Source organism: Halorubrum sp. SD626R, assembly GCF_001261915.1.
Taxonomy (GTDB): Archaea; Halobacteriota; Halobacteria; order Halobacteriales; family Haloferacaceae; genus Halorubrum.
This window is the reverse complement of the sequence record NZ_CVRT01000021.1, coordinates 1-26,692: the sequence shown is the minus strand read 5'-3', so window position 1 is coordinate 26,692 and position 26,692 is coordinate 1. Positions and strand designations below refer to the sequence as shown.

Annotated in this window: 28 protein-coding genes; 15 read left to right on the top strand and 13 right to left on the bottom strand. The window is 70.2% G+C overall.

Translation table 11 applies throughout. The features are described 5' to 3' along the window. Nucleotides 1-174: 174 nt before the first annotated feature. Both glpK and SD626R_RS01345 read left to right on the top strand, forming a co-directional pair. Nucleotides 175-1,716, top strand: coding sequence for a glycerol kinase GlpK (gene glpK, locus SD626R_RS01350; protein WP_092562428.1), 1,542 nt, complete (start codon nt 175-177; stop codon nt 1,714-1,716). Next, nucleotides 1,717-2,883, top strand: coding sequence for a DUF7973 family transport facilitator (locus tag SD626R_RS01345; protein WP_092562425.1), 1,167 nt, complete (start codon nt 1,717-1,719; stop codon nt 2,881-2,883). Between the two features lie 110 nt (nt 2,884-2,993). Here the strand turns inward: SD626R_RS01345 and SD626R_RS01340 are convergent, their stop codons facing one another. Further along, nucleotides 2,994-3,392 (bottom strand): hypothetical protein, encoded by a 399-nt coding sequence (locus SD626R_RS01340; RefSeq protein WP_092562422.1) that lies wholly within the window; start codon nt 3,390-3,392, stop codon nt 2,994-2,996. Between the two features lie 154 nt (nt 3,393-3,546). Here SD626R_RS01340 and SD626R_RS01335 point away from each other — a divergent pair, with 154 nt between their 5' ends. The 3 genes from SD626R_RS01335 to SD626R_RS01325 all read left to right on the top strand — a co-directional run bounded on the left by SD626R_RS01335 (nt 3,547) and on the right by SD626R_RS01325 (nt 5,820). Further along, entirely contained in the window at nt 3,547-3,750 is a 204-nt protein-coding gene (locus tag SD626R_RS01335) for a hypothetical protein (protein WP_092562419.1), read from the top strand. Between the two features lie 94 nt (nt 3,751-3,844). Next, nucleotides 3,845-5,017: a Cdc6/Cdc18 family protein gene (locus tag SD626R_RS01330; RefSeq protein ID WP_092562416.1), complete on the top strand. Its 1,173-nt coding sequence runs from the start codon at nt 3,845-3,847 to the stop codon at nt 5,015-5,017. Nucleotides 5,018-5,136: 119 nt separating this feature from the next. Next, nucleotides 5,137-5,820: an HAD-IIB family hydrolase gene (locus SD626R_RS01325; RefSeq protein ID WP_092562413.1), complete on the top strand. Its 684-nt coding sequence runs from the start codon at nt 5,137-5,139 to the stop codon at nt 5,818-5,820. 480 nt (nt 5,821-6,300) lie between these two features. On the opposite strand, the gene SD626R_RS01320 is transcribed toward SD626R_RS01325, so the two are convergent. Then, the gene (locus tag SD626R_RS01320; protein ID WP_092562410.1) at nt 6,301-6,585 is read right to left on the bottom strand and encodes a DUF357 domain-containing protein; all 285 of its coding nucleotides are present in this window, start codon (nt 6,583-6,585) and stop codon (nt 6,301-6,303) included. Nucleotides 6,586-6,776: 191 nt separating this feature from the next. Between SD626R_RS01320 and SD626R_RS01315 the strand changes: the two genes are divergently transcribed. The 6 genes from SD626R_RS01315 to SD626R_RS01290 all read left to right on the top strand — a co-directional run bounded on the left by SD626R_RS01315 (nt 6,777) and on the right by SD626R_RS01290 (nt 11,388). Then, nucleotides 6,777-7,640, top strand: coding sequence for a DUF6498-containing protein (locus SD626R_RS01315; RefSeq protein ID WP_092562407.1), 864 nt, complete (start codon nt 6,777-6,779; stop codon nt 7,638-7,640). A gap of 126 nt (nt 7,641-7,766) precedes the next feature. Next, entirely contained in the window at nt 7,767-8,492 is a 726-nt protein-coding gene (locus tag SD626R_RS01310; protein WP_092562404.1) for an RNase P subunit p30 family protein, read from the top strand. After that, entirely contained in the window at nt 8,476-9,120 is a 645-nt protein-coding gene (locus tag SD626R_RS01305; protein ID WP_092562401.1) for a class I SAM-dependent methyltransferase, read from the top strand. The genes SD626R_RS01310 and SD626R_RS01305 overlap by 17 nt, the downstream gene beginning before the upstream one ends. A gap of 10 nt (nt 9,121-9,130) precedes the next feature. After that, nucleotides 9,131-9,610, top strand: a complete 480-nt coding sequence (locus SD626R_RS01300; RefSeq protein WP_092562398.1) for an Rpp14/Pop5 family protein — start codon at nt 9,131-9,133, stop codon at nt 9,608-9,610. Nucleotides 9,611-9,614: 4 nt separating this feature from the next. Then, nucleotides 9,615-10,415, top strand: a complete 801-nt coding sequence (psmA, locus tag SD626R_RS01295; RefSeq protein WP_092562395.1) for an archaeal proteasome endopeptidase complex subunit alpha — start codon at nt 9,615-9,617, stop codon at nt 10,413-10,415. A gap of 58 nt (nt 10,416-10,473) precedes the next feature. Then, entirely contained in the window at nt 10,474-11,388 is a 915-nt protein-coding gene (locus tag SD626R_RS01290) for an SDR family oxidoreductase (protein ID WP_092562392.1), read from the top strand. Nucleotides 11,389-11,390: 2 nt separating this feature from the next. Here the strand turns inward: SD626R_RS01290 and SD626R_RS01285 are convergent, their stop codons facing one another. Beyond that, entirely contained in the window at nt 11,391-11,936 is a 546-nt protein-coding gene (locus SD626R_RS01285; RefSeq protein WP_092562389.1) for a DUF7984 family protein, read from the bottom strand. Nucleotides 11,937-12,171: 235 nt separating this feature from the next. Here SD626R_RS01285 and SD626R_RS01280 point away from each other — a divergent pair, with 235 nt between their 5' ends. From SD626R_RS01280 to SD626R_RS01270, 3 genes are all read left to right on the top strand, one after another. Beyond that, on the top strand, nt 12,172-14,097 hold the full coding sequence (locus tag SD626R_RS01280; RefSeq protein ID WP_092562386.1) for a beta-CASP ribonuclease aCPSF1: 1,926 nt from the start codon (nt 12,172-12,174) through the stop codon (nt 14,095-14,097). An 89-nt stretch (nt 14,098-14,186) separates the two neighbouring features. After that, a complete protein-coding gene (locus tag SD626R_RS01275; protein ID WP_092562383.1) occupies nt 14,187-14,558 on the top strand; it encodes a methylglyoxal synthase in 372 nt (123 codons plus the stop codon). Nucleotides 14,559-14,634: 76 nt separating this feature from the next. Further along, nucleotides 14,635-15,168, top strand: a complete 534-nt coding sequence (locus SD626R_RS01270) for a DUF7332 family protein (RefSeq protein ID WP_092562380.1) — start codon at nt 14,635-14,637, stop codon at nt 15,166-15,168. Nucleotides 15,169-15,191: 23 nt separating this feature from the next. Here the strand turns inward: SD626R_RS01270 and SD626R_RS01265 are convergent, their stop codons facing one another. From SD626R_RS01265 to SD626R_RS01220, 10 genes are all read right to left on the bottom strand, one after another. Next, nucleotides 15,192-15,767, bottom strand: coding sequence for a DUF6517 family protein (locus tag SD626R_RS01265; protein ID WP_092562377.1), 576 nt, complete (start codon nt 15,765-15,767; stop codon nt 15,192-15,194). A gap of 104 nt (nt 15,768-15,871) precedes the next feature. Beyond that, nucleotides 15,872-16,192 carry a transcription factor S gene (locus SD626R_RS01260; RefSeq protein ID WP_092562374.1) on the bottom strand — a complete coding sequence of 107 codons (321 nt, stop codon included), beginning with the start codon at nt 16,190-16,192 and terminating at the stop codon, nt 15,872-15,874. A 69-nt stretch (nt 16,193-16,261) separates the two neighbouring features. Next, nucleotides 16,262-17,068 carry an alanyl-tRNA editing protein gene (locus tag SD626R_RS01255; RefSeq protein WP_092562371.1) on the bottom strand — a complete coding sequence of 269 codons (807 nt, stop codon included), beginning with the start codon at nt 17,066-17,068 and terminating at the stop codon, nt 16,262-16,264. Between the two features lie 60 nt (nt 17,069-17,128). Then, entirely contained in the window at nt 17,129-17,926 is a 798-nt protein-coding gene (locus SD626R_RS01250) for a DUF7289 family protein (RefSeq protein WP_092562368.1), read from the bottom strand. Further along, nucleotides 17,923-18,480: a DUF7266 family protein gene (locus tag SD626R_RS01245; protein WP_241996630.1), complete on the bottom strand. Its 558-nt coding sequence runs from the start codon at nt 18,478-18,480 to the stop codon at nt 17,923-17,925. Before SD626R_RS01245 ends, SD626R_RS01250 begins: the two co-directional genes overlap by 4 nt. After that, nucleotides 18,473-19,471, bottom strand: a complete 999-nt coding sequence (locus tag SD626R_RS01240) for a DUF7261 family protein (RefSeq protein WP_092562365.1) — start codon at nt 19,469-19,471, stop codon at nt 18,473-18,475. Before SD626R_RS01240 ends, SD626R_RS01245 begins: the two co-directional genes overlap by 8 nt. Then, the gene (locus SD626R_RS01235; RefSeq protein WP_394324689.1) at nt 19,459-20,070 is read right to left on the bottom strand and encodes a DUF7288 family protein; all 612 of its coding nucleotides are present in this window, start codon (nt 20,068-20,070) and stop codon (nt 19,459-19,461) included. Before SD626R_RS01235 ends, SD626R_RS01240 begins: the two co-directional genes overlap by 13 nt. After that, complete coding sequence (locus SD626R_RS01230) at nt 20,064-20,633, bottom strand: DUF7287 family protein (RefSeq protein WP_092562362.1); 570 nt, start codon at nt 20,631-20,633, stop codon at nt 20,064-20,066. The genes SD626R_RS01235 and SD626R_RS01230 overlap by 7 nt, the downstream gene beginning before the upstream one ends. Beyond that, complete coding sequence (locus tag SD626R_RS01225; protein WP_092562488.1) at nt 20,623-22,659, bottom strand: type II secretion system F family protein; 2,037 nt, start codon at nt 22,657-22,659, stop codon at nt 20,623-20,625. Before SD626R_RS01225 ends, SD626R_RS01230 begins: the two co-directional genes overlap by 11 nt. A gap of 27 nt (nt 22,660-22,686) precedes the next feature. Then, complete coding sequence (locus SD626R_RS01220) at nt 22,687-25,614, bottom strand: ATPase, T2SS/T4P/T4SS family (RefSeq protein ID WP_241996631.1); 2,928 nt, start codon at nt 25,612-25,614, stop codon at nt 22,687-22,689. Between the two features lie 108 nt (nt 25,615-25,722). Here SD626R_RS01220 and SD626R_RS01215 point away from each other — a divergent pair, with 108 nt between their 5' ends. Further along, nucleotides 25,723-26,427 carry a DUF1405 domain-containing protein gene (locus tag SD626R_RS01215; protein WP_092562359.1) on the top strand — a complete coding sequence of 235 codons (705 nt, stop codon included), beginning with the start codon at nt 25,723-25,725 and terminating at the stop codon, nt 26,425-26,427. Nucleotides 26,428-26,692: the final 265 nt, after the last annotated feature.

Below are 26,692 nucleotides of genomic sequence, written 5' to 3'. Positions count from 1 at the left end.
CCCCCGAACTCGGGCCGTGCGGCCGGCGCGCGGGCCGGACGCGGTCTCTCGGGCAGGGTCGCCTCGCGGAACCGACTCCCGGTCCGGCCGGGAGCCGTCTCGTCCGGGGGGCGCCCGAGACGGGATCGGCGTCGTCGACGCGTGCGGACCAGCGCCACAGGAGGGATCCAAAACATGACACAGTACGTCGGTGCGATAGACCAAGGGACGACCGGCACCCGGTTCATGGTGTTCGACCACGAGGGCCAGGTCGTCGCGAACGCTTACGAACAGCACGAACAGATTTACCCGAACCCCGGATGGGTCGAGCACGACCCGATCGAGATCTGGGAGAACACCCAACAGGTCGTCCTCGACGGCCTCGCGGACGCGGGGCTGGACGCGGATCAGCTCGACGCGATCGGGATCACCAACCAGCGCGAGACGACGATCGTCTGGGACAAAGACTCCGGCAAGCCGGTCCACAACGCCCTCGTGTGGCAGGACCGGCGGACGACGGACCGCGTCGAGGAGATCCAGGAAGCGGGCAAGGTCGAGGAGATCCGCGAGAAGACCGGTCTGGAGTGTGACGCGTACTTCTCCGCGACCAAGACCGAGTGGATCCTCGACAACGCCGAGCCGCTCAAGATGTCGGCCTCCCGCGGTCGAGACCTCCGCGACCGGGCCCGTGACGGCGAACTCCTCATGGGCACGATCGACTCGTGGCTCATCTACAACCTGACGGGCAACCACATCACGGACGTCACGAACGCCTCCCGGACGATGCTGTACAACATCCGGGAGATGGAGTGGGACGACGAACTCCTAGACGAGTTCGACGTACCGAAGGAGATGGTCCCCGAGGTACGCCCCTCGTCCGACGAGGACTACTACGGCCACACGGACGCCGACGGCTTCCTCGGCGAGGAGGTCCCGGTCGCCGGCGCCTTGGGCGACCAGCAGGCCGCGCTGTTCGGCCAGACCTGCTTCGACGAGGGCGACGCGAAGAACACGTACGGCACCGGCTCGTTCTACCTGATGAACACGGGCAACGAGGCGGTCAAATCCGACCACGGACTGCTGACGACCGTCGGGTTCCAGATGTCCGGCGAGCCCGTCCAGTACGCGCTGGAGGGCTCGATCTTCATCACCGGCGCCGCCATCGAGTGGCTGGAGGACGTCGACCTCATCAACAACGCCGCACAGACGGCCGAGCTGGCTCGGTCGGTCGACTCGACCGACGGCGTCTACATGGTCCCGGCGTTCACGGGGCTCGGCGCCCCGCACTGGGACGGCCGCGCCCGCGGGACCATCGTCGGGATGACCCGCGGGACGAGCAAGGAGCACATCGTTCGGGCGACGCTCGAATCGATCGCTTATCAGACCCGCGACATTGCCGAGGCCATGGAGGCCGACTCCGGCGTGGAGACGACGACGCTCCGCGTCGACGGCGGCGCGGTCAAGAACAACTTCCTCTGTCAGCTCCAGTCGGACATCATCCAGACGGACATCGCGCGACCGGAGGTCGACGAGACCACCGCGCTCGGCTCGGCGTACGCTGCCGGGCTCGCCGTCGGCTACTGGGACAACGTCGACGAGCTGCGCGACAACTGGCAGGTCGACCGCGAGTTCAGCCCCGAGAAGGAGCAGGCGGAGGTCGACAAGCTGTACAGCCGTTGGGACGACGCGGTCGAGCGCTCGAAAGACTGGGCGCAGGACGACGAGGAGGACGAGTAGATGAGCGTCGAACTGGTTCCGGAGCTGGCCGTCGCGGCCGACGCCGTGCTGCAAGTCGGGTACGAGCCCGGCGCGCCGACCGACGTGGTACAGAGCCTCACCAATCCGGGGATCCTCCTCGGCGCGCTCGCCGGGGGCGCGTTCGGGGCGGCGCTCGGCGCGCTGCCGGCGTTCATCTTCACCGGCTTCCTCGTGATCGGCGGGTCGCTCGGCGGCGGCGGCTTCGGCGTCGACGTCGGCTTCGGGCCGGTGTTCGGTCCGCACATCTCCTTCGCGGGCGGTGTCGCGGCCGCCGGGTACGCGGCGAACAAGGGATACATGGAGTCCGGCTTCGACTACCACAACGCGAAGGACATCGGTTTCGCGCTCGGGAGTAAACCGGACATCCTCGCCGTCGGCGCCGTCTTCGGCGTCTTCGGCGTCCTCATCGAACAGCTCTCTCGCCAACTCGCCCTGCCGGTCGACCCGATCCCGGTTAGCATCGTCATCAGCGCGCTCGTCGTCCGGGCCGTCTTCGGGTACAGCATCGTCGGCAAGGTGAGCGACAAGGCCAACGGCTACTTCGACATGGGGCCGTTCGAGCGCGAGGAGATGCGCGAGCCCGGCGAGGTCAAGGGCGACGGCGGGAAGAGCAGCGAGGACCGGCTCGCCGTCGAGCCGTGGCTGCCGAACATGTACAAGTGGTCGCACGTCGCCGCGATCGGATTCTTCACCGGTCTCGGTGCCGGCGTCATCACCTACAACATGATCAGCGGCGGGCACGGCCTTATCGCCGTCTTCGCGGGCTTCGGGATCAGCGCGGCGTCGCTGCTGTTCCTGAACCTCGGCGTCGACCGGATACCGGTCACCCACCACATGACGCTGGCGGGGGCGACGGCGTTCCTCTCGACGTGGGAGGGCGGGATCCTGATGCTCACCGACCTCTCGGCGGCCGACCTGACGGCGCCGCTCGCGTTCGGTGCCGCGCCGGCACTGCTGTTCGGCGCGGTCTTCGGGCTGTTCTCCGCCGTCGTCGGTGAGGCGTCTCAGCGCGTGTTCTACGCGCACTCCGACACGCACTTCGACCCGCCGGCGGCCGCCATCGTGGTCTGGACGCTGACGCTCGGACTGATGGTCATCGCCGGACTGCTCAACTGGGCCGTCTGGATCCCCGGCACGGGGATCTAACGCGTCCTCACTCTCGGCAGTATTTTATTATGGCACTTCGCTCATCCGCGGTCGGTCGGAATCGTCCGGGCAGCGACCAGTGTGAGACCGCCCGCGAGCGAGTGCGACCGTCAGTCGGGGAGCAGCATCGAGAGCGCCAGAAACGCGCCGACGGCGACCACCGGGGCGCCGACGGCTACCGCCGGTACCCCACCGCCGAGGTACCGGGCGGTCAGCGCGAGTCCCCCGGCCGCCGCAAGCGCGATGCCGATCGCCCCATGATGGTAGCTCCCGGCAGTCGGCTGCTCGGCGACCGTCGCCGAATCGCCCTCGACGAAGGCACGGGCGCCCCACCACACCGACGCGAATCGGACCCCGACTCCGACCGCGGCCGCGGGGATCGAGACGAACTCGATATCGCCGATGGTGAGCATGCCCGCCCCGAACGCGATCAGTGTCGCCAAGACGGCGGCCACTTTGCTTCGGTCGTCGACCGTGTGCAGCGTCTCCACGGCCGGATCGTTCGACATACCGAGCGTACCTCGCCGAATAGTCGTATAAGTTTCCATCGGGTGGGAACCGTTCGCTCGATGGCGACGACCGCGGGAGCGGTCGCCCGACCGTGGCGTGACGACCGCGGACCGAACGTGAGGTATTTAAACACCGCGGCGAGGATGACGTGGTATGTTGGATCGGTTGAGTTTCGGGCGGCGAGACCGACGGAACCTCCTCGTAGTGATGGCGGTCGTCGCGGTCGTGATGGCGGTCGCCTCAGAGGGAACGCTCGGCGTTCGTCTCACCGTCGGACTGATAACCGGCCTCATCAGCGGGGTCGTCTTCGTGATTTCGACGGTGCTCATCAACCGGTACAAGCCCGACCACTGGTGACCGGCGGCGGACGCCCGCCGACCCGAAGCCGGACGCCGCAGGGGTTCGCGACCGTTCCGAATCGCTCTCGGCCGATCACCGTGGAGGCCCAACCGTGAACATCGACGACCGGATCGAGCGCCGGCTGGGATACGACGCCGGCGCCGGCGTCCTCGTCGACCTCGACGCCGTCTCCCCCGTCTCGCACGTGGCGTCCCCGACCGGTCGGGGACCGGTGTTCGAGCGCCTGCTCGACGCGTTCAGCCCGGCGTTCTCCGGGTCGCTCCCGCCGAGCACCTACGTGCACGGGCCGAAGGGGAGCGGGAAGTCGGCCGTCGTCTCGGCCCTGTTCGATCGGCTCGCGTCCCACAGCGGTCCGCGGCGGGCCATCCAGACCACGACGCGGGCGGTCGAGCCGACCCTGCCGGGGTTCGTCTACGTCGACGCGCGGCGCGGCTCGACCCGGTTCCGGCTCTACCACGACGTCCTCTCGGAGATCGGCGACGACCCGGTCCCGGAGCACGGGATCGGCACCGACGAGCTCGCCGACGAGCTCCGTGACGCCGTCCGCACCGGGCCGGACGTGGTCGTCGCGGTCGACCATGTCAACGAGCCGGAGATGCCGGACGCGACGACCGTCGTCGACTGGCTCGCGGACCTCAGCGGGCACGTCGCGCCCGTCTGTCTCGGCCGGGACCCGCCCGACGCGATCGAGTGGGAGCCCGACGAGCGCGTCGCGTTCGAGCCGTACCGGAGACACGTGCTCGTCGAGTTGCTGACGAGCCGGTGTTCGACGGGGCTCGGCCGCGACGCGATCAGCCACGACCAGATCCGCGAGGTCGGCGAGTGGGCCGAGGGCGACGCCCACGACGCGCTCGCCGCGGTCACCGGCGCCGCGATCAGCGCGGAGCGGGCTGGGGCCTCGACGGTCCGGCCGGCCGACCTCGACGCGGGGATCGAGAACGTGCCGCGGCCCGGCGCGGCGCTCGGCCGCGTCCTCGCGCTCTCCGAGAGCCGCCGCCGGCTGCTGTACGAGCTCGTCAGCCTGCCGGACGAGGACCGCGAGTCGGTGAGCGCCGCGACCGAGACGATCGCCTCGCGGCCCGCCGTCGACCTCTCGGCCTCGACCGTGCGCCGGGTGCTCTACGAGCTCGCGGACGCGGGCCTGCTCGACCGGGTGACGGTCCGCCGGAGCGACGGGAAGGGCCGCCCGCCGAGCCGGCTCGTCCCGCGGTTCCCGACGCTCGTGTTTCGGGAGCTGTTCGACCGGCCGTCGTGGTCGGTCTGAGCCGCCCCGATCGACCAAGCCGCCGCGGTCGACGACCGCGGACGCCTCTCTTTATCACCGCTCGACCCCGCGCCGAGCCCGAGCGCAAGACAGTTGCGCCCGGCCGCCCCACCGCCGGTATGGTCCCGCCCCTCGCGCTGGACATCGACGGAACGCTGACGACGCCGACCGGCCGGATCGATCCCCGCGTCTTCGAACTGCTGCCCGACTGGGACGCGCCGGTCGTCCTCGCGACGGGGAAGGCGTTCCCGTTCCCGGTCGCGCTGGCGCACTTCCTCGGCCGGCCCGAGACCGTGATCGCCGAGAACGGCGGGGTCGCGCACGTCGACGGCGAGACGGCGATCCTCGGCGACCCGGCGGCCCCCCGCGCCGTCGTCGAGGCGTTCGAGGCGCGCGGCGGGGAGATCGGCTGGGGCGACGGCGACACGGTGAACCGCTGGCGCGAGACGGAGGTGGCGCTGTCGCCCGACGCCGACGAGGCGCTGCTCCGCGAGGTCGCAGCGGCGGCCGAGGGGCGCGTCGAGGTCGTCGACACGGGCTACGCGTACCACGTCAAGTCGCCCGACGTGAGCAAGGGAACGGCCCTACAGCGCGTCGGCGACGCGCTCGACGTCGCCCCCGAGGCGTTCGTCGCCGTCGGCGACAGCGAGAACGACGCCTCGACGTTCGGCGTCGCCGGCGAGGCGTACGCGGTCGCCAACGCGGACGCGACCGCACGCGAGGCGGCCGACATTGTCCTCGACGAGGCGTACATGGACGGGACTGCCGGGGTGCTGGCCGACATGCGAGAGCGGGGCGAGTGAGGCTCCTCAACGGAGAGTTACTTATAAACACCGAGCGACGGCCACGTGAGATCTTATTAATAAACGGTGCCGTGGCGCGTGCCTCCGAGCGCCCACCGGGCGCGAGGAGCACGCGCGAGGGAGCCCGCGGCTGCCTGTGGCAGCCGCGGCGAGGCTGGGGAGGCGTGAGGCTGCGGCGCGGTTGCGGCCGGGTGGGACTCAAAGGGGCAGCCGGGAGGCGGGCCCAGGCGACGCGAGCACCGAAGGGAGCGAACGGAGTGAGCGACTGAGGAGCGCAGCGAGCGTGCGTCCGCCTCCCGGCTGGGGCTTTGGAGGTGTTCTCCGTCGATCCGCTAACAATCACATATAGCCGAGCGGTTGGGGATTTGAACGTGTTCACCGCGGACCCATCGGCAACAATTCATACTCGATCGACTGCAGACAACCAGACACTCACGCTTGCGTCACTCCACACGCTGTGAACGCTCACATACTAAACGCTCACGTCGTGAACAGCTCGGTGTCGTCGGGGACGGCGAACAGCCCCAGCCGGACGCCGGCGTCGAGCCAGCCGTAGCCGTACGAGTAGGACGCGAGCGCGTTCACCGGGTCGTCGTCCTCCCGGAAGTGCCGCCCGTCGTCGAGGTACGACTCCGCCATCTCGACGACGTCGGCCGCCGCCTCACCGAGGGGCGTGTCGGCCGGCGGCCGGGGCTCCGCGGCCGCCAGCGCGTCGGCGAGCATGCGCTCGTACCGGTCGGTCTTCTCCTCTAAGTCGGCGCTCATGCGCCCCGGTTCCCGCGAGCGGATGAAAAGGGCGTCGGGGCGCGGGCGGCGCGGCGGCCGGACGCGGGGGACGGCCGGGGTGACGGCTGGGGATTGCGGCCGGACGAGAGACCGGAACTCGGGACGCTCGACCGCAGGAGCGGACGCCCGCGAAGCCGGATTTATACTCGCTCCGTCCGCACTACCGGGCGATGCCCTCCGACGGATCGCCCGACACCGAGTCCGGCCCGTCGCGCCCCCTCGACCCGACCGGTCCCGGGGCCCTCGGGATCGTGGTCGCGACGAACCTCCTCCCGCTCGCCGGAGTGGTCGCGTTCGACTGGCGCGTCGGGGAGCTGCTCGCCGTCTACTGGATCGAGGTGGCCGCGCTGGTGCTCGCTCACGGCGTCGCCGCGATGTTCGCGGAGCGACCGATCGTGCTGGAGGACCGCTCGTTCTACATCACCGGCTACGACGAGGACGCGGAGCGCGACGACGTGTGGGAACGCGATCCGAACCCGATCCGCCCCGTCTCGTGGCTCCCGCCGATCTACCGCCGGAACGCGCGCGTCGTCGCCCGGTCGCTGGGGGTGTTCGCCTTCCTCCTGTTCCCGCTTGCGCCGGTCGGTTTTGACGCGCTCTCGTACCTCACACCCACCGTCGGGCTGGCGGCGCTCGGCGTCTGCGGCGCGCAGGCGGCGGAGGTCTACCGGGAGTTCTTTGCCGAGCGCGCCTACGAGGAGCGGTCGCCGTACATGGTCGTGGAGGCCGCCCAGCGCGTCGTCTTCTTTTACTTCGTCATCGGGATGCTGACGGTGATCCCGGTCACCGTCGGGATCGTTGTGATCGAAGCGGCCCTCGCTCCCGGGCTGCTCAATCGCGTCGCCGACGCCTTCGGTGCCGAAGCGGTCCTCCTGCCGTATCTCCTCCCGACCGCGCTCGCGAAGGCGACCGTCGAGTGGGGGCGGCGTCGGGCCGTCCGCGAGGACGACCCGGACGGGATCGCGACGTGGTTCACCGGCGAGGACCCGAGACGGGAGTGGAAGAAGCGGGAGGAGTCTGCCGGCGACGACTGATCCCGGACCGAAAGCGAGAGGTGCAATTGGACTCGGAAGCGACGACACGAAAGGGGAGGGAAGACGGGAAGCGAGAGCGGCGCCGAAAGCGCAACGACGATACGGCCCGGCGCGAAAGGAGTGTCTATGTACGAGGCCGTCCACGCCCACCCTGACGGCGACGCGACCGTCGCTCGCCACGCCGCCACGGCGGCGCGGTGCGGCTACGACGGGATCGTCGTCCGCACGCGGGACGCGCTCGCCCCGGCCGGAGAGGCCGGCGAGCCATCGGACGAAGCGGCCGGGCTCCGCGACGAGTACGGGGTCGACGTCGTCGACGCGGTCGAGGTCGACGCCGACGACCCGACGAGCGCGTCGGGCGCGGTCGGGAACTACCGGTCGGAGCGCACCGTCGTCTGTCTCGTCGGCGGCGACGACGGCCTCAACCGGTTCGCGGTCGAGGAGCCGCGCGTCGACGTGCTCGCACGCCCGACAGAGGGGTCGGGAGATTTCAACCACGTCCTCGCGAAGGCGGCCCGCGACAACGGCGTCCACGTGGAGTTCGACCTCGGTCCGGTCCTCCGGGCGACCGGCGGGAAGCGGGTGCGGGCGCTCGCCGACCTCCGGAAGCTCCGCGAGATAGTCACCTACTACGACGCGCCCCACGTCGTCAGCGCGAACCCGCGGTCGCACCTCGGACTCCGGGCGCCCCGGGAGCTGGTCGCGGTCGGCGAGGCCGTCGGGTTCGACGCCGAGTGGGTCCGCGAGGGGCTCCGCGCGTGGGGCGAGATCGCCGAGCGGAACCGCGAGCGGCGCTCCGAGGGCTTCATAGAGCCGGGGGTCCGACTGGGGAGACATGAAGAAGACGGTTGAGGAGCACGCGGCGCGCTTCTCCGAGAAGGCAGCCGAGTACGACGACTCGAAGAGCGAGGAGTACCACGCCTGCGCGAGCCTCGTGACCGACTACGCCGACCCGAACACCGACGACGTCGTCCTCGACTTGGGCGCCGGAACGGGCGCCATCGCGCTGGCGCTCGCGCCGGTCGCCGAGCGCGTGCTCGCCCGCGACATCAGCGAGGGGATGATGGACGAGGGGCGCCGTAAGGCGGAGGAGCGCGGCCTCGACAACGTCGAGTTCGCGTACGGCGAGTTCCGCGACCCCGGGGTCGACCCCGATCAGCGGATCGATATCGTCACCTCGAACTTCGCGCTCCACCACCTCGCGGACGACGAGAAGCGCGAGGCGATCCGCGAGATGGCCGCCACGGACGCCCGCCGGATCGTCCTCGGCGACGTGGCCTTCTTCGAGGATCCGGACCCGGAGGCGCCCTTCTACGGCCCCGAGGTCGACGATCCGGCCACCGTCGGCACCCTCGTCGAGGCGTTCACCGCGGAGGGGTTCGCGGTGACCGCGGTCGAGCGTGTCCACGACCAAGTCGCCGTGATCGTCGCGGAGCGGCTCGGCGACGAGTCCGGCGCCGCCGGCGCGGACGGGGAGTAGACCGAGCGCGATGAAACACCTCCCCAAACACCTCCGGCCGCGCTGGCGGTACGTCGCGGTCGGGATCGAGACGTGGCCCGACGCCGAGCTCGGACGCCGCGCGTTCCAGCGCGCGCTCTGGTACGCCGCCGGCAACCTGCTCGGCGACGCCGGCAGCGCCGACGCCGACCTCACGCTGCTCTCGTTCTCGCACGGCGACGGGATCGGGGAGGCGGTGGTGAAGGTCCGCCACGGACACGTCGCCGAGGCGCGCGCCGCGATCGCCTGCGTGAGCGAGGTCGACGGCGAGTCGGTCGGGATCCACGTCCGTGGGATCTCGGGGACGGTGCGTGCCTGTGAGGAAAGATATATGGGTCGCGCGGGCGCTAATTCAACACAGCGAGACGTCGCGTTCCGGGACGCCGAGCGGCCCGCGGTCGTGCGCGAGGACGCGTGCGACGTGCGGACCGAGTCGGGTTACGTCGGCGCGGCGGCGTTCGACATCGAGTGATATCATGCAGGGACAATCCCAACAGCAGGCGTACGACCGCGGAATCACGATCTTCTCTCCCGACGGCAGGCTCTACCAGGTCGAGTACGCCCGGGAGGCGGTGAAACGCGGGACGGCGAGCGTCGGCGTCCGCGCCGAGGACGGCGTCGTCCTCGCGGCCGACAAGCGCGCCCGCTCCCCGCTGATGGAGCCGGCGAGCATCGAGAAGCTCCACAAGGCCGACGACCACGTCGGCGTCGCGAGCGCGGGCCACGTCGCCGACGCCCGCCAGCTCATCGACTTCGCGCGCCGGCAGGCGCAGGTGAACCAGCTCCGCTACGGCGAGCCCGTCGGCATCGAGACGCTGACGAAGAACATCACCGACCACATCCAGCAGTACACGCAGGTCGGCGGCGCGCGCCCCTTCGGCGTCGCGCTGATCGTCGGCGGGATCGAGGACGGCGAGCCGCGTCTCTTCGAGACCGACCCCTCCGGCACCCCCTACGAGTGGCAGGCGCTCTCGATCGGTTCCGACCGGAGCGACCTCCGCGACTACCTGGAGGAGGAGTACGAGGCGGGCCTCTCCACCGACGAGGCGGTCGGGCTCGCGCTCGACACCCTCGCGCAGTCGAACGACGGCGAGCTAGCGCCCGACGGCGTCGGCGTCGCCACGATCACCGTCGGCGACGACGACGGCTACACCGAGCGGTCGAACGAGGAGATCGAGTCGATCCTCGACGAGCGCGACCTGCTCGCGACCGACGGAGACGCGGAGACCGAGAACGGGGACGCAGACGACGACGCGACCGACGCCGACGAGGAGTAAGGCGCCCGCTGCTCGGCTCTTTTTCGCCCCGTCGCGGCGACATCCGGTCGGGAGAGTTATGCCGACGGGGGCCGACCGACGACGCGTGCAGAAGACGGTACTCATCACCGGCTGTTCCTCGGGTATCGGCCGCGCCGCGGCCCACGCGTTCAACGACGAGGGGTGGACCGTGTACGCGACCGCGCGGAACCCCGCGGACGTCGAGGCGCTCGGCGAGGCGGGCTGCGAGCTCGCGACGCTCGACGTCACCGACGGGTCCGACATCGACCGTGTCGTCGAGCGGATCTTAGACGAGGAGGGCGCGATCGACGCGCTGATCAACAACGCCGGGTACGGCCAGTTCGGCCCGATCGAGGACGTGTCGACGGCGAAGGTGCACGAGCAGTTCGACGTGAACGTGTACGGCCCGCATCGGCTGATCAGGGCGGTGTTGCCGGCGATGCGGCGCGAGCGCGACGGCACCATCGTCAACGTCTCGTCGGTCGCGGGGCGCGTCTCGTTCCCCGGCGGCGGGGTGTACTGCGGCTCGAAGTTCGCGGTCGAGGCGATGTCGGACGCGCTCCGCAACGAGGTCGCCGAGCACGGGATCGACGTCGTCGTCGTCGAGCCGGGGCCGGTGAAGACGAACTTCTCGAAGCGCGCCCAAGAGGAGGCGGGCGTCGATCCGGACGGCGACGCGGGCGGCGCCGACGGGGCCGACGACGGCGACGAGGCCGACGCCGGCATCGATCGCTCCGGCGCTTACGAGGAGTTCTACGCGATGTTCGAGGACGCGAAGCTGATCGGCGGCGGCGGCCCGGGCGCGGTCGAACCGGAGCTCGTCGCGAGCGCGATCTACGACGCCGCGAGCGCGACCCGGCCCCCGGCGCGGGTCCAGCCGGGCACGGCCGCCCGCGTCGGCGTGCTCGCGCGGTTCCTCCCGGATGCGCTGCTCGACCGCGGCTACGAGTTCGTCCGGAAGTTCACGTCGTAAGATCAGTCGTCGGGGTTCAGATTCCCGGGCCCCGAGCCGTCGTCCCCTGACCCGACCGCGAACGGACTCTCCCCCTCCCGCCACTTCCAGCCCGGGAGCCGCGTCTGGAAGCCCGCGGCGAGCGCGGCGTCGAGGTCGTCGGCGCCGGCGGTCCCGGCGTCGTCGCCCGGCGCGGTCGCGTCCTCGCTCACGCGCACGTCCACGAGGTGGAACGTCGCCTCCGCGAGCAGCGAGAGCGGGCGACCGCCGGCGACCGTCGCCGCGAGCTCGCGGCCGAGGACCTCATCGACGACGAAGCCGGGGTAGTCGCCGGCGACGTCGAGGTCGCGCAGGAGCGCGACGCAGCCGGCCACGTTGACCGCGACCTCGCCGTCGGCGAAGACGGCGTCGACCTCGGCGCGATACGCCGCGCGGCTCACGGGGTCCACGTCCGTCTCGAACAGCGTTCCAAGCCGCTCGCGGGTCTCGTTGATGAGGGGAACGATGACCGAGGCGCGGTCGCGCACCCACGCGCGCTCGTCGCGGACCGTCTCGGGCGTGACGCGCATGCGATTGCGAACGGCGGGGGCGGGAAAGGGGTTTGCCCTTTGCGAAGGGTTTTATAACAACCGGGGTGTACGAGCATCTAAGCGGGTTTTCGTTGGCTGTTCCCGCACGGTACCACCTACGGACAGTACTACCACTATGCCTACCCCGTCACGGTCGACCGTTCGGCGCCGAGCCGCGTATCGGCACGCGACACGACTCGACGGCGACGGCGATCGCGACGACCCGCGGTGAGATATGAGTCAAGTCGATAAGCAACTCGATACCCTGAAATCAGAGATCGAACAGGAGATTCCGAACGACATCACGGTCACCGACGTGAAGTACGAGGGACCGGAGCTGGTCGTGTACACGCGCGACCCCAAGGAGTTCGCCGGCGACGGCGACCTCATCCGCCGGCTCGCCTCCAAGCTTCGGAAGCGGATCACGGTCCGTCCGGACCCGAGCGCCCTCTCCCCGCCGGCCCGCGCCGAGGAGGAGGTCCGGGAGGTGATCCCGGACGACGCCGGCGTGACCGACCTCGACTTCCACGAGGACACCGGCGAGGTCGTCATCGAGGCCGAAAAGCCCGGGATGGTGATCGGCCGCCGCGGTTCGACCCTCCGCGAGATCACCCAAGAGGTCGGCTGGACCCCCGAGGTCGTTCGGACGCCCCCGATCGAGTCCTCCACCGTCTCGAACGTCCGCGGCTTCCTGAAGAACGAGCGCGAGGAGCGCCGCGACATCCTCGAACGCGTCGGGCGACAGATCCACCGCGAAGAGATGTCCGACGACGAGTGGGTCCGGATCACGACCCTCGGCTGCTGCCGCGAGGTCGGCCGCGCCGCCTTCATCCTCTCGACGCCCGAGACGCGCATCCTCATCGACTGCGGCGACAAGCCCGGCGCGGAGGGCGAGGTGCCGTACCTCCAAGTGCCCGAGGCGCTGGGCGCCGGCGCGGCGACCCTCGACGCGGTCATCCTGACGCACGCCCACCTCGACCACTCGGCGCTGGTCCCGCTCCTCTTCAAGTACGGTTACGACGGCCCGATCTACACGACCGAGCCGACCCGCGACCTGATGGGCCTGCTCACGCTCGACTACCTCGATGTCGCCGCCAAGGAGGGGCGGACGCCGCCGTACGAGTCGGCGCAGGTCCGCGAGGCGATCAAACACACCATCCCGCTGGAGTACGGCGACGTCACCGACGTGGCGCCCGACGTGAAGCTCACCTTCCACAACGCGGGCCACATCCTCGGCAGCGCGGTGACCCACTTCCACATCGGCGACGGGCTCTACAACGTCGCCTTCTCGGGCGACATCCACTACGAGGACACCCGCCTGTTCAACGGCGCCGTCAACGACTTCCCGCGGGTCGAGACGCTCGTGTTGGAGTCCACCTACGGCGGTCGTGACGATTACCAGACCGACCAAGCCGACTCCGAGGAGGCGCTCAAGGAAGTCATCAACGAGACGTACGAGCAGGGCGGGAAGGTCGTCATCCCCGCGTTCGCGGTGGGGCGCTCCCAGGAGATCATGCTCGTCTTAGAGGAGGCGATGCGCGAGGGCGAGATTCCGGAGATGCCCGTCCACCTCGACGGGATGATCTGGGAGGCGACCGCGATCCACACGACCTACCCCGAGTACCTCCGCGACGACCTCCGCGACCGGATCTTCCACGACGACGAGAACCCGTTCCTCGCCGACCAGTTCAACCACATCGACGCCGGCGAGGACGAGCGACAGGAGGTCGCCGACGGCGACGAGTGTATCGTCATCTCCACCTCCGGGATGATCGAGGGCGGCCCGATCATGTCGTGGCTCCGCCACATCGGCCCCGACCCGGACTCAAATCTCGTCTTCGTCGGCTACCAGGCGCAGGGGACGCTCGGCCGCCGGATCCAGAACGGCTGGGACGAGATCCCGGTCGACGGCTGGGGCGGCGGGAGCCGCGGCGACACGCTCACCCTGGAGATGGGGACGGAGGTCGTCGACGGCTTCTCCGGCCACGCCGACCGGCAGGGGTTAGAGAACTTCGTGAAGACGATGAACCCGCGCCCCGAGAAGGTGCTCTGTGTCCACGGCGACGAGCGCTCCGTCCAGGACCTCTCGTCGGCGCTGTACCACGACTACAACATGCGGACGTTCGCGCCGAAGAACCTGGAGACGTTCCGGTTCAAGTGAACCGGTCCGGCGAAGACGCTCGTCGTCCCATCCCGCTCCCCCGTTGCGGCGACGCGAGTTTTTAAATCGCGACGCGGCAACGTCGTCCCATGCGCATCGCGCTCATCGCTCACGACGAGCTGAAAGACGAGATGGTCGAGTTCGTCACGAAACACGCCGCGACCCTCGACGACTGCGAACTCGTGACGACCGGGACGACGGGGAAGCGCATCAGCGAGGAGACCGGCCTCGCCGTGAACCGGCAGGCGTCCGGCCCGTACGGCGGCGACCTCCAGATCGGCGCGATGATCGCGAACGACGCGATCGACGGCGTCGTCTTCCTCCGGGACCCGCTCACCGCGCAGGCCCACGAGCCGGACATCTCCGCGCTCCTGCGCGTCTGCGACGTGAAGGACGTGCCGCTGGCGACCAACGTCGCCTCCGGCGAGCTGCTCGTCGAGGGGCTGCTCGGCTCACCGTGACGGCGCCTCGCCCCGAGTATCAGATCGGATAGCGCGAGGGGCGAAATTTTAGGTGCGTCCCTCGTACCTCGGATCCATGACCGGTCACTCGGCGGCCCGCCTCGCCGCGCTGGCGACCGCGCTCCTCCTCGTCTCGGCGCTCGCCGCGAGCGGTGCGGCCGTCGGGGTCGGCGCGGCGCAGGCGGGCGACGGCGCGACACAGACGGACGGCGGCGCTCCGGGCGGTGCCGACGGCGACGCGCCCGGCGGCGCCGCGGCGTCGCCGACGGGCTGTTTCGCGGGCGACGGCTACCCGATCTCGATCGGCGAGACCGGGGCGACGATCGACGCGATCGTCCACCTCTCCGTGCTGACCGATCCCGCCGCCGGCAACGAGTTTGGGCTGGAGGCGGCCGGGACCCTCGACGACGACCCCGTCGTGACGCTCGCCGCGGGCGTCCGTCTCACCGCGCGCGAGGCCGTCGCGAACGGGGTCGACCCGTTCGCGGCGTTCGACGTGTTGTACGCGTACGAACTCAACCTCCCGATGTTCGGCGGGGCGGTCGACGACGCGGAGTACCGCGACGACGGCCCGCCGATCGAGTCGGGCGCCGGCACCGCGGACTGCTGAGGCGGAGCGCGCCGCGCGTTCCGCTACCTATCGTCGCGTTCCTCGCGCGGCGGCGAGCGAACGCCGCGAACGATTCCCAGCAGTTCCCGCCGCGCGTCCTCGGCGCTCCGACCGGCCGGGTACGCGTCCGCGGCGAGCGGGTAGGCGCCCCCGGCGAGGAGGTACTCGTCCGTCGCCCAGACCGCGAGCAGCGCCTCGACCGGGACATCGCGGTCGTCACTGCCGTCGTCCGCCTCGATCCGGCAGTCGCCGCGGAACGTCCAGAGCGTCGCGCGCGATCCCGCCGGGTCGTCGACCGCGATCTCGCGGTCGCCGCGGCGCTCGACCGCCTCGATGTCGCGCTCGGCGAGCCGGTCGCGGAACCCCGACCTGGCCTCGCGCTCGACCAGCCGGGTGAGCGCGGCGTTCGGTGCGGTCTCGGGGCGGATCCGCAGGCGGCTCGCGAAACAGAAGGGCCGGGGCGCCGTCGCGTCCGCGCGCTCGTACCGCACCGTGCTCGCGGTCACCGAGACGGGGCCGGCGGCGAACGGGCGGTCCGTCGTCTCGGCGACGCGTCGCCAGCCGTCGAGGCGGTCGGCTGGCGAGACGGGCGGGTCCATGGTCGCCGTTCGGCGGGAGGGTAATTAAAAGCGGTCGCGGGGCGAGGGATCGGAGCGATGACGCGGCGGGGTCCGACGGGTCGCGAGGAGCCGCTTGAGGCGGGTCAGTGGTCGTCTTCGCGCCACTTGTGCTCGCAGTCGGTGCAGACGAAAAAGCGGGTCTCGGACTCGTCGGCCGAGCGGATCTGCTGCATATACCAGTAGGCGCGGTCGTTGCCGCACTCCGGGCAGTGCGCCGTCGTCTGCGGAAGCCCCTTGTCCTCGGCGTCGCTCACGTCGATGACCTCGGACTCGACCTGCGACTCCGTGGTCCACTCGTCGTCGCCGTCGTCGCGTCCGATCTCGTTGCCGCAGGAGTCGCACACCCAGTGGTCCTCGCCCTCGCCCGACTTCATCATCGAGCCGCACTCGTCGCAGAACTTCATGGCGGAACCCAGCCACGGATCGTATATAAACGGCGGGATCGCGAACGAACGGGCGCGTCGCCGGACCCGTTACTCCTCGCGGTCGAGGTGGTCGGCGAGCGCGAACCGCACGCGCTCCTCGTCGCTCCCCTTCGTCTCCCGGCCGGTGACGACGACCTCGCCGATGTCGGCGGTGTCGCCGACGTGAGTCCCGGCGCAGGCGGTGCGGTCGTAGGGGTCGGCGTCGGCCTTCGGACTCGCCTCGTCCGCGCCCGCCGCGCCGATCTCGACGATCCGGATCTCCTCGATCGAATCGGGGAGGAGGTGAATGCGCGTGCGCTCGGGGTCCAGCGTCGCCTCCGCCTCGGCGCGGTCCAGCAGGGAGCTCGTCACGGGACGCCCGTCGGCGACGAGCTCGTTCAGTCGCGTCTCGATCCGGTCGAGGTCCGCTTCGTCGAAGCGGTCGTACGCCGCGTCGAGGTGCGCGTGATCGTCGTACAGCTGGTTCCCGGTGGTGGGCGCGTCGAACTCGTCGAGCAGCAGCGCCGACAGCAGGTGCTGGGCGGTGTGGTACCTCGAGTGGGCCGCCCGACGCGCCGCGTCGACCTCGCCGACCACGACCGTTCCCGGCTCGGGCGGTGAGGGGTCGTCTCCCCCGTCGCCGTCCACCGGTGCGAGCGTGTGGTAGATCGTGTCCGTCTTCTCGACGTCGACCACCCGCCATCGGGCGTCGCTCCCCTCGTCAGCGACGCGGAGCGTCCCCGTGTCGTGGGGCTGACCGCCCCCGGTCGGGTAGAATCCCGTCCGGTCGAGGACCACCCGGTCGTCGAGCGTCCGCTCGACGGTCGCCTCGAACGTCGTCACCGTGTCGTCGGCGAGGTACAACGCCTCGGTCATGGCCGAACGGAGCGGCGCCGTCGGCTTATACTATGCGTCGACCCTCCGAACGGCGTCCCGTCAGCGACGCAGCGCGACGTCGAGGGCGATCCGAGGAGCGTACAGCGCGTCGTCGGCCTCGGTCAGGCCGACGACGACGGCGTCGTCGGCGTTCTCGGTCGCGGTCCCGTTAACGTCGAACCCGTCCGTCCGCTCGAAGTACCGCTCCCACGCGTCCGCGTACGTCGAGTCGATCCGGAGCTCATAGGGGCCGTCATTCGCCTCGGTGTAGTCGAAGCCGGTGGTCGAACGTCGGCTCGCGCTTACCTGCACGGTCCCGTCGCCGCGCACGGTCGGGTCACCGACGGGGTACAACAGCACGAGCGGGAGGGTGGTCCGACCGTCGGCGGCGACGAACCGCGGCTCGGAGCGCATCACCGCACCGTCGCCGTCGCCGCGGAACCAGGCGCCCGTCTCGTACGCGACGGTCGCGTCGCCGTTCGCGTACGTCAGCGACCGGTGCTCGCGCCGAAGCACGACGTCGCCGGTCCCGTTCGTCAGCGTCACCGTCGTCGTCTCGGACAGGGACAGCGCGCCGCCGCTGAGCCGGATCTCCGTCGACCGACCGGGGTCGTCGTACCGCTGGATGTCCCGCACGTTGTCGTCGAACACGTCGAACGCGCGCTCGACGTTCGCGACCTGCTCGGCCGCTCGCCGGTCCTCCAAGCCGGTGATCCCGACCGCGAACACCGTCCCGATGGTGATCGTGATCAGCGAGAACACGAGGACGTACCCGACGACGTCGCTGACGCCGCGGTCGTCACTCGCGAACGCGTCCGCTCCGCCGATCGAAACGGTCGACTGACGACGCCGGCTCACCGCTCCGTCACCTCCAGTTCGGCGTCGCCGGTCCCGTCGTCAACGTACGCGATCCGGAGCGGGCCGCCCCGCACGCTCGTCGGGGCGACGTCCAGGTGCGCGGCATGTGTCACTTCGACGCTCGCCGCCGGGGCGTCGGTCCGGAGGGTGACGCTCTCGTTCCCCACTTCGATCCGGTACGGGATGCCGGCGACTCGCGTCGGGAGGTCGACGATCACGGAGACGGTCGGGTCGATGCCCGACGACGGTCGGTCCTCGTGCGCCGCACGCGCGAGGCGGTCGACGCTCTCGAGGTTCGCGACGGTCGTCTCCCCGACGACTTCGAGTTCGCCGTCGATCGTCCGTTCGGTCTGGGAGTCGACGACGCCGCCGACGCCGATCACGACCCCCGAGAGCAAGACCGCGCCGATCGCGAGGGTGAGGACGTACCCGACCGCGACGCTCACGCCACGGTCGTCGGCACGGAAGCCGCCTCCGACGGGCGCACCGCCGCGGTCGCTCCCTCGGTCGAGCCGACCGCTTCGCCGCCCGTCGCGGCCGGTCCGGTCACGCATCCGGCTCACCCGGGGCGACCCGGACCGTCGTCTCGAACCGGAGCTCGGCGGTCCGGTATCGGAGGTCGATCGCCGCGTCGTACGCCGCGGCCGTGGCGTCGAAGTCGGAGGTGACGTCGCCCGACGCCGGGAGGACGGTCGCGGTCACCTCGCCGTCGGCCGCGTCGCCGTTCTCGACGCGTATGTCGTACGCGTCCCCCGAGTCGACGAGCCCCGTCGGCCAGAGCCCCGGGCAGGACTCGCCGCCGAGCCGCTCGCCGGTGAGGTCGACTGCGACCCGGTCGTCGCCGCTCAGATCGACCTCACAGAGGACGGATGGCGTCCCGCCGTCGTCGCCGACCGCGACGGTGACCGCGTCGGTCGCCGACTCGTTCCTGTAGACGTATACCTCGTCGCTCCCGCCCCCAGAGACGTTGAGAGCGACGCGGAACGCCTCCTCGCGGGCCGTCGACGCGTTCGTCTCCGCGAGCGTCGACGCGTCGACGTCGAGCACGAACCCCCGCGTCCGGGTGACTCCCCCGGCGACGGTCGTCTCGTTCACCGTTCCCGGGAGGTCGTCGGCGATCCGGCTCCCGTCCCGGATCGCGGACGCGTCGGTCTCGAGACGGAGCGTCCCTCCCCTCCCCGCGTACGTGCGGAGGAGGTCCTCGTCGAGGGCGGCGATCCCGTCGCTCACCGCCGTACTGACCTCGGCGTGCGTGGTCTCGTTCGTGGCGTCGCGGTTCGCCGCGTCGACGACGGTCCCCGTCCCCTCGACCGCGGCCGCCCTGACCTCCAGCGCCTCGCCGTCGGCTGCCTCGACGCCGCGAGTCGCGAGGTTCTCGCTGTAGATGGAGGCGTTCAACAGGACCACGAGCGTCACCAGCGAGACAGCCATGACCACCCCCGCGACGAGCAGGAGCTGTCCGCGGTCGGCGTCGCGGAACCGGCCGTCGCCCTCGGACCCGCCTCTCCCGCCTCTCGCCGGAGGCGGGGAGCTCACATCCGCCATACGGTGATGCGCACCTCCACGTGGTCGTACACCGCGCCGTCGGCGTCGGGGGCGGCGTAGAACGATCCGGGATCGTCCCCGGCGGTCAATCCCTCCAGCGTCGTCTCCTCGTACCCCGGCGCGGTCAGGTTCGCGTCGTCCGGGAGCGACACGGCCCGGGTCGCGGTCACGGCGTTATCGCTCGGCGATCCCATATCGACAATCGCGGTCCGGTTCCGGTCGCCGTGGCGGACCTCGACGTTGAACGCGACGCTCCTGTCGAGGAAGGTGCGGTTCAGCGCCTCACCGAACCCGTTCGGCGGCCCGCCGCGGGTGTAGGTGCCGAACTCCGGGCGGCTCCCCGCGAACCGCTCGTCTTCGGGGTCCCAGTAGAGCAGCGCCTCCCGGAGTGCCCCGCTCTCGGCGCACGTCGCCAGCAGGTCGGTCGCGACCGCGCGCTGCTGGTTCTCGATGTGCTGGTTCGAGGTGCTGGCGGACAGCGGCGTCACCGCGGTCGCCTGGAGCGCGAACACGAGACCGGCGACGAGCAGGATCGCGGCCGCGAACGCCTCCAGCGTGTGCGCCTGCGCGCGGTCGTCGCTCCCGAACACGGTCACCACACCCGCACCGTGAGCCGGTACTGCGTCCCGTCGATCGAGACGAGTCGACGCGAGACGGTGACGTCGTCGCCCCCGGTCGCGCCCGCCTCGTCCGTCGACCGGGAGAGTTCGACGTCCTCGAACGTTCCGTGGCGGGTCCGGACCGAGAGGCTCGACGCGTTCCCGCTCGGACGCGTCTCGCCGAGCGCGTGGATCACGACCAGGACGTCGCCGTCGGTCCCGAAGCGGTCGGCGGGGCTCTCCGTGACCCCGTCGCAACCGGCGTCCGTCGCGAGGCTCTCGTTCGACTCGAAGAAGGCGACGGTACAGGCGGGCGACAGTACCCCGGGCTCCGCCGGCGACGCAGCGAGGACGTCGCCCGCGATCCCGGCCGCGACGCGATCGCTCACGAGCGGCGAGGCGGTCTCGGCCGCGGTGAACGGGTCGAACAGCGTCGGGGTGAACGCGACCACGAACGCCAGCGTCAGCAGGAAGACGCTCGCGCCGACGGCGAAGTCGATCGGGGTCTGCGCGCGGGCCGTCTCGCTCGACCCGGAAGCGGGCCCCCGCGGCTCACCCGACATAGATCCACACCCCCAGCGCGAGCGTCATCAGGACCACCGCGAACTTGACCCCGGAGACGATGTCGGCGTTCCGGATGTAGCCGCTGATGAACCCGGAGAGCAGCGCCTGTAGGGTCACCGCGTGGAAGAACAGCAACGAGAGGACCTCGGGGTCGACGCCGCCGCCCCCGCCGAAGCCGGCGCCGCCGGCGGCGCCTCCGCCGTCCGCCTGCGAGGAGAGCCCGCCCATCACGTCGATGAACTGGGTCTGGAGGATGGCCATCACCCCGAGCAGGGTGACGTACGTCATGACGATGATAGCCACCTGCATCCGGGTCCGGGAGACGCGGTCGCGCTCGATGTCGTCCTGGTTCTCGGACGCCTGCGCCGCCGTGGTCAACACGTCCGTGATCTGCGAGGAGGCCTCCTGCGCCTCCGAGATGAGCTTCACCGTTCGAGCGAGCCGTGGAACCGCGTACTTGTTGTTGAACTCCACGAGGGCGTCGCGCAGGCTCATCCCGTAGTTCACCTTCGCGTGGACGACCTCGAACTCCTCGGCGAGCTGCCCCGTGGAGGTCTCCGCGACCGTCTGGACCGATTCGAGGAGCGTCTGTCCGGTGTCGTTCGCCGAGGAGAGCTTCCGGAGGCTCTCGGAGAGCTTCCCGGTGATCGCGCGCTTCGACCGCCGGCTCCACTCGTGGAAGGTCGCGAGCGGGACCATGACGAGGTACGCCGGGACGTACACCCAGACGAACGTCGACCAGACGGGACGGTCCACCCACCCGTCGAAGGTCGCCGGCGCGTTGCCGGTGAGCGCGGCGACGGCGACGATCGCGACCGCGGCCGGTGCGGTCAGCGCCAGCGTGTACAGCGGGTTGTCCCGCAGGAAGACGTGCGGCGCCGAGACGATCCGTTTCGTCTTGTACGTCCCCTCGCGGTCGCGGATCCGGTCGAAGACGCCGAAACGGCCGACGAACCCCTCGATCAGCCCGAAGTGGAGCAGTCCCTCCTGGCTCGTCTGCCTGAGGCGCTCGCTTCCTCCGTCGGGATGGAGGTAGCCGTCGCCGGGCTCGTCCTGCTTGACCGTGGAGACGAGCACGAGGAAGCCGATCCCGGTCAGCGGGATCAGGACGTAGACGGTCGCGTACAGCAGCCGGTCGTCGGCCTCGCCCATCATCCCCATGATCACGAGGATGATGATGAGAAGCAGGGGGAAAAGCGAGAGCGTCATGTACATCTCGCCGAACAGCTCCAGCGTCTCCAGGGTCATCTCGCGCTCCTGTTTCGACGTGCGGAGGTGTTTCTCCTTTTTGTCCTTCAGGAAGCTCTCCATGTCGCCGCCGGAGTTGACGATCGAGAGCATGTCGGCGAGGAACTGCGAGAGCTCGTCGGAGGGGGTCTCCATCGACTGCTGACGGATCGCGTTCCGGTAGTCGGTCCCGAAGTACTCCGTCTCGTTGACGATGCTCTGGAACTCGCGGGAGACCTCGCCGTAGGTGTCCTCCGCCGTCGCCATCGCGCGCAGGATCTCCAGCTGATTGAGCCCGCCGACGGAGAGCGCGTACATGAACGACACCGAGTCCGCGAGCAGGAGGTTGATCTCGCGCTTCCGCGAGGACGCCCGCGAGTAGGGGATCGCCACGACGCCGCCGAACCCGAGCGCGAACCCGATCGAGCCGAAAATGAGTCCGCTGAGCAGCACCGCGGTCGGCACGACCAGCGACCGCAACAGCTCCCGGATCGCCGGCGTCGGCGCCGGCATGCCCAGCGACAGCGCGCTCGGGTCGATCAGCCCGAGCGAGAACACGCCGTACCCGATCAGCGTGCCGAGCGCCCAGAGGAGGCCGCCGACGAGCAGCCCGGCACCGAGCGCCCGGGAGACGTACATCTCCACCTGGTCCGGCATCCGCGCCTCCGCGAGCTTTCGCTCGACGTCCCCGACGAAGTCGCCGTCGGGGTCGAACAGTAGCTCGAAGACGGGATAGAACAGCTCGCCGAGGGCGTCGCCGTCGGCGGAGCCGTCGCCGACCCCCGTATCGAGGCTCACGCGGTCCACCTCGCCCGGGACACGGCGTTACCCCTCCTCCGGGGACTCGACGGTGCCGAACCCCCAGTCGCCGTCGGACTCGCTCTCGGCGTCGCCGTCCGAGTCGGGGTCGTCCCCCGCTTCGGGCTTCGATTCGGCCGCGTCACGCTCGCCGGGAGCGGCGTCGGACGCCCCGCTCTCGTCGGCGGCCGGATCCAGTACGTCGACCCCCTCCTCGAACGGCTCGTCGAAGTCGATCCCGTCGCCGTCGCCGGCTCCGTCGCTCTCGCCGGTTTCGCCGCTCGTATCGGGACCGTCCGCGTCCGAGCCCCGATCGCCCGGACCGATTCGGGGGTCCCCGTCGAGGGGAGTGACGGAGGCGATCCCCTCGAAGTCGTCGCGGGGGACCGGTTCGGCCGCCGCTTCGCCGCTCGTCGCGTCCTCGCCGTCCGCACTCGCTTCCTCGCCGTCCGCGCTCGCGTCCGATCGCTCGGGACCGGCCGCCTCGGGGGCGAGCGCGGCCGCCTCCCGGGCCGTCTCCGCGAGCGTCTCGTGGGCGGCGTCGGGCGTCGCCTCGACGTCGCGAGCGGGGGCCACGTCGAGCAGCGCGTCGGCGACGGAGTCGGGCATCCGACCGCGGTACTCGGCGAACAGGTCCTCGGCCTCGTCGAGGATCCGCTCGACCTCCGCGCGGCCGGCCTCGTCCGGCTCCGGCCGGGGGACCATCTCCTCCTTGTCGCGGTCGACGTTGATGAGGACGGACTCCATCTCCCGGAGGTCCTCCAGCGAGCGCTCCAGCTCCTCGTTAGCCATCAGCGCGAGCACCGTCTCCGGGTCGTTGATGAACGCCTGGAACGTCGCGGCCACCTGCGCGTAGCTGTTGAGCCCGCGGTCGATGAGGTAGGCTAACACGACCCGGCGCTTCCGGAGCTCGGCGTTCAGCGTCTCGCGGCTCCACCCGCGGTCGAACATGATGTCCTCTAACGTGTTCGAGTCGCCCATCTGGAGGAACTCGTCCGTCTCGGCCTGCCACTGGAACACGTCCTGGACGTTGATCTCGTCGTTCTCGGCGTCGTAGTGGTTGATCTCGGTCAGCGACTTGTTCCGGCGCACCTTCTTCCCCTGGACCCGCGTGGAGGTCTGGACGGAGACCAGATCGAGGGCGGTGAACATCGTCTTGGAGACGTTGATCGGCTCCGTGGTGAACCGCTTGAGCACCTCGCCGACGGTGTCAGCGTGGAAGGTGGTGTAGGTGGTGTGACCGGTCGACATGACCTGGAAGGCGGTCCGGCCCTCCTCGCCGCGGATCTCGCCCATCACGATGTAGTCGGGGCGCTGGCGGAGCGCGGCCTCCAGTAAGTCGAACTCGTCGATGTCCCCCTTGTCGTCGTCGGAGAAGGAGGGTCGGGTGACGGAGGCGATCCAGTTGCGCTGGGGGAGCTCGACCTCGCGGGTGTCCTCGATCGAGACGATCTTCGCGTTCGAGGGGATAAAGAGAGAGACGGCGTTCAGGCTCGTCGTCTTCCCGGAGGCGGTGCCGCCCGCGAAGATCAAGCTCTTGTGGTTCTCGATCGAGAGCCAGAGGAACGCCATCTCGTCGAGCGAGAACGTCTTCCAGTTGATCAGGTCGATCGGCGTGAACGGGATCTCGTTGAACTGGCGGATGGTGTAGTTGGTCCCGTGGTCCGACACCTCCCGGCCGAGCGTGAGCTGGGCGCGGGAGCCGTCCGGGAGCGTGGCGTCCACCTGCGGGCGCCGCTTCGAGATCCCCTTGCCCGAGCGCTGGGCGAGCTTCACGACGAAGTCGTCGAGCTCGTCGGTCCCGTGGTAGACGTTGGTAATGATCTGCTCGTAGTCGGAGTGGTAGACGAAGACGGGGGAGTCGTACCCGTCACAGGAGATGTCCTCCACGTTGATGTCGTACTTGATCGGGTCGATCCGCTCGTACCCGATGAAGTCGCGCTTGAGGTAGTACAGCAGCTTCTCGACCTGGTGTTCGGAGAGGGTCTCCGAGTCCTCCGCCAGCACCGCGGGCTCGGGTCGCGCGGGGACCCTCGTCGGGCCCGATTCGGACGGCGATTCGGCGGGCGGCTCGTAGCCGAGCGACTGCGTGATCCGGGCGGCGATCCCCTCCGTGACGTCGAAGCCGAACCGCTCGACCGCCCCGTCGACGAGGTCGTCGACGACCCCGCGGCCGCCGTCCTCGCGCTCGTAGAGGTCGTACCGGTCGAGCAGCGTGAGCGCCTCGTCGACGATAACGTCCTTCCGGAACGCCTCGTCGCCGCCGGCGATCGCCTCGTCGGCGTACTTGATCGAGGTCCGGAGCTTCCCCGTCAGGAACTCGACGAGGTCCGTCTCGATCTCGGTCCGGTACGGCTGGACCGCGTAGTACTTCACCTCGTTCTCCTTCGTCGACCGGAACACGATCACGAACGCGTACGGCTCGTTCACCCAGTACCGCTCGGTCTCGCGGAAGTGGCGCTTCTTCGGCATCGGCACGGCCTTCTCCAGGTCGTACCGGTTCGCGAGCGTGGTGTCGCCCGCGGCCGTCGAGAAGAACGCGTCCTCGTCGACCTCGGGGTTGACGTTCACCGTGCGCTCGTCGACCAGGTCGGCGAGCTCGGCGGCGGCGCTCTCGCCCGCGCCGAGCAGCTCCTCGGTCCGGTCGGGGTCGAATCCGAGCGCCTCCGTCTTGTCCTCGTGAGTGAATTCGAGGGGGTCGTCCGCCTCGTCGGTCGGGGGATTCCCCCCGTCGTCGAGGAAGTACTCGTCGCGGTAGTCGTCCCACGTGTAGTACCCCTTACACACCGGGACCTCGTCGAGGTCGTACCGGACCGAACACAGGTCCCGAACCACCTCGCCGACGGCCGCGGCCGCCCGAATCCGGCGGGCCGTCTCCGCGGGGTCGGACGCCGGCGTCGCTCCGGCCGCCTCGGCGGGCGACTGGGGCGGGCGCTCGGCGTCCTCTGTTGCCATAGTCGTATTAACTCCGTTCCAGTTAAAAAAGATGTCTCGCAAAACCCCGCGACTGATAATCGCCCGGCGAGCGAGCGGTTTTAGGTCGGTGGACGCCGAAGCGACGCCGTGACGCGCTCAGACGACGCTCCGGTTCGCCGCGCGCTCGGTCGCCTCCGGCTGTCGGCCGTCCGCCGGCGGGTCCGCGCGGCGATCGCCGAGGAGCTGCTCGGCACGCCTCGGAGCCTCGGCGTCGTGCTCGCGTTCGTCGCGTTCATGCTCGCGGTTGGGATCGGGTACTACGCGCCGACCGCCGGCGAGGTGCCGGTTCCGCTGTGGCCCCTCTACGCGGACTCGGCGGTCGCGGTCGCCCTCGGCGGGGCCGCCCTCGCGGCGCTCGTCCCGACGGTCCGGGCCGGCGGAAGCGTCGTCGACGACGCGCCGACCTCGCGGCCGCTGGCGTACCTCCAGACCCTCGCGTTCGTCTGGCTGGTCACCTTCGGCCTCTGGCCGCTGGTCTCGCTGAACCTCGCCGTCTCGCAGTACGTCGCGGCTCCCGACGCGTGGATATACTACTGGGGCGTGCTCGGCACGCACCTGCTGTTCGTCGGTCTCGCGCTGCTGTTCCCCGCGTTCGGCCGGACGACCCGCGGAGCGCTGGCGCTGGCGCTGACGCTCGCCGTCGGCAACGTCGCCCTCGATTACGGGCTCGGCTACCACCCGCCCCTCTTATACGAACCCGGACCGCTGCTGGCCGGCGCGACGCTCGCGATCGCCGCGTTCGCGGTATGGCTGGCGTGGCGGTCGTTCCCGCGACTCGGGGAGGACGGGTGAGAGGGCGCGGCGGGAATGACTGAGAGGGCGCGGCGGGATCCACGCGAGCGAACGGAGTGAGCGAGCGTGGAGCCAGTCGCGCCCGTGACTGAGCGAAGCGAAGGAACGGGCGCGACAGGATTCGAACCTCAGTCACTCCGCTCGCTACGCTCGCTCCGTTCCCTGCTTCGAATCCCGCTTGTGCCGCTACTGCTCACTTTGTTCGCAGGTAGCGGGCACGGCGGGATTCGAACCCGCGATCGAGAGGTTAGGAACCTCTCGCCCT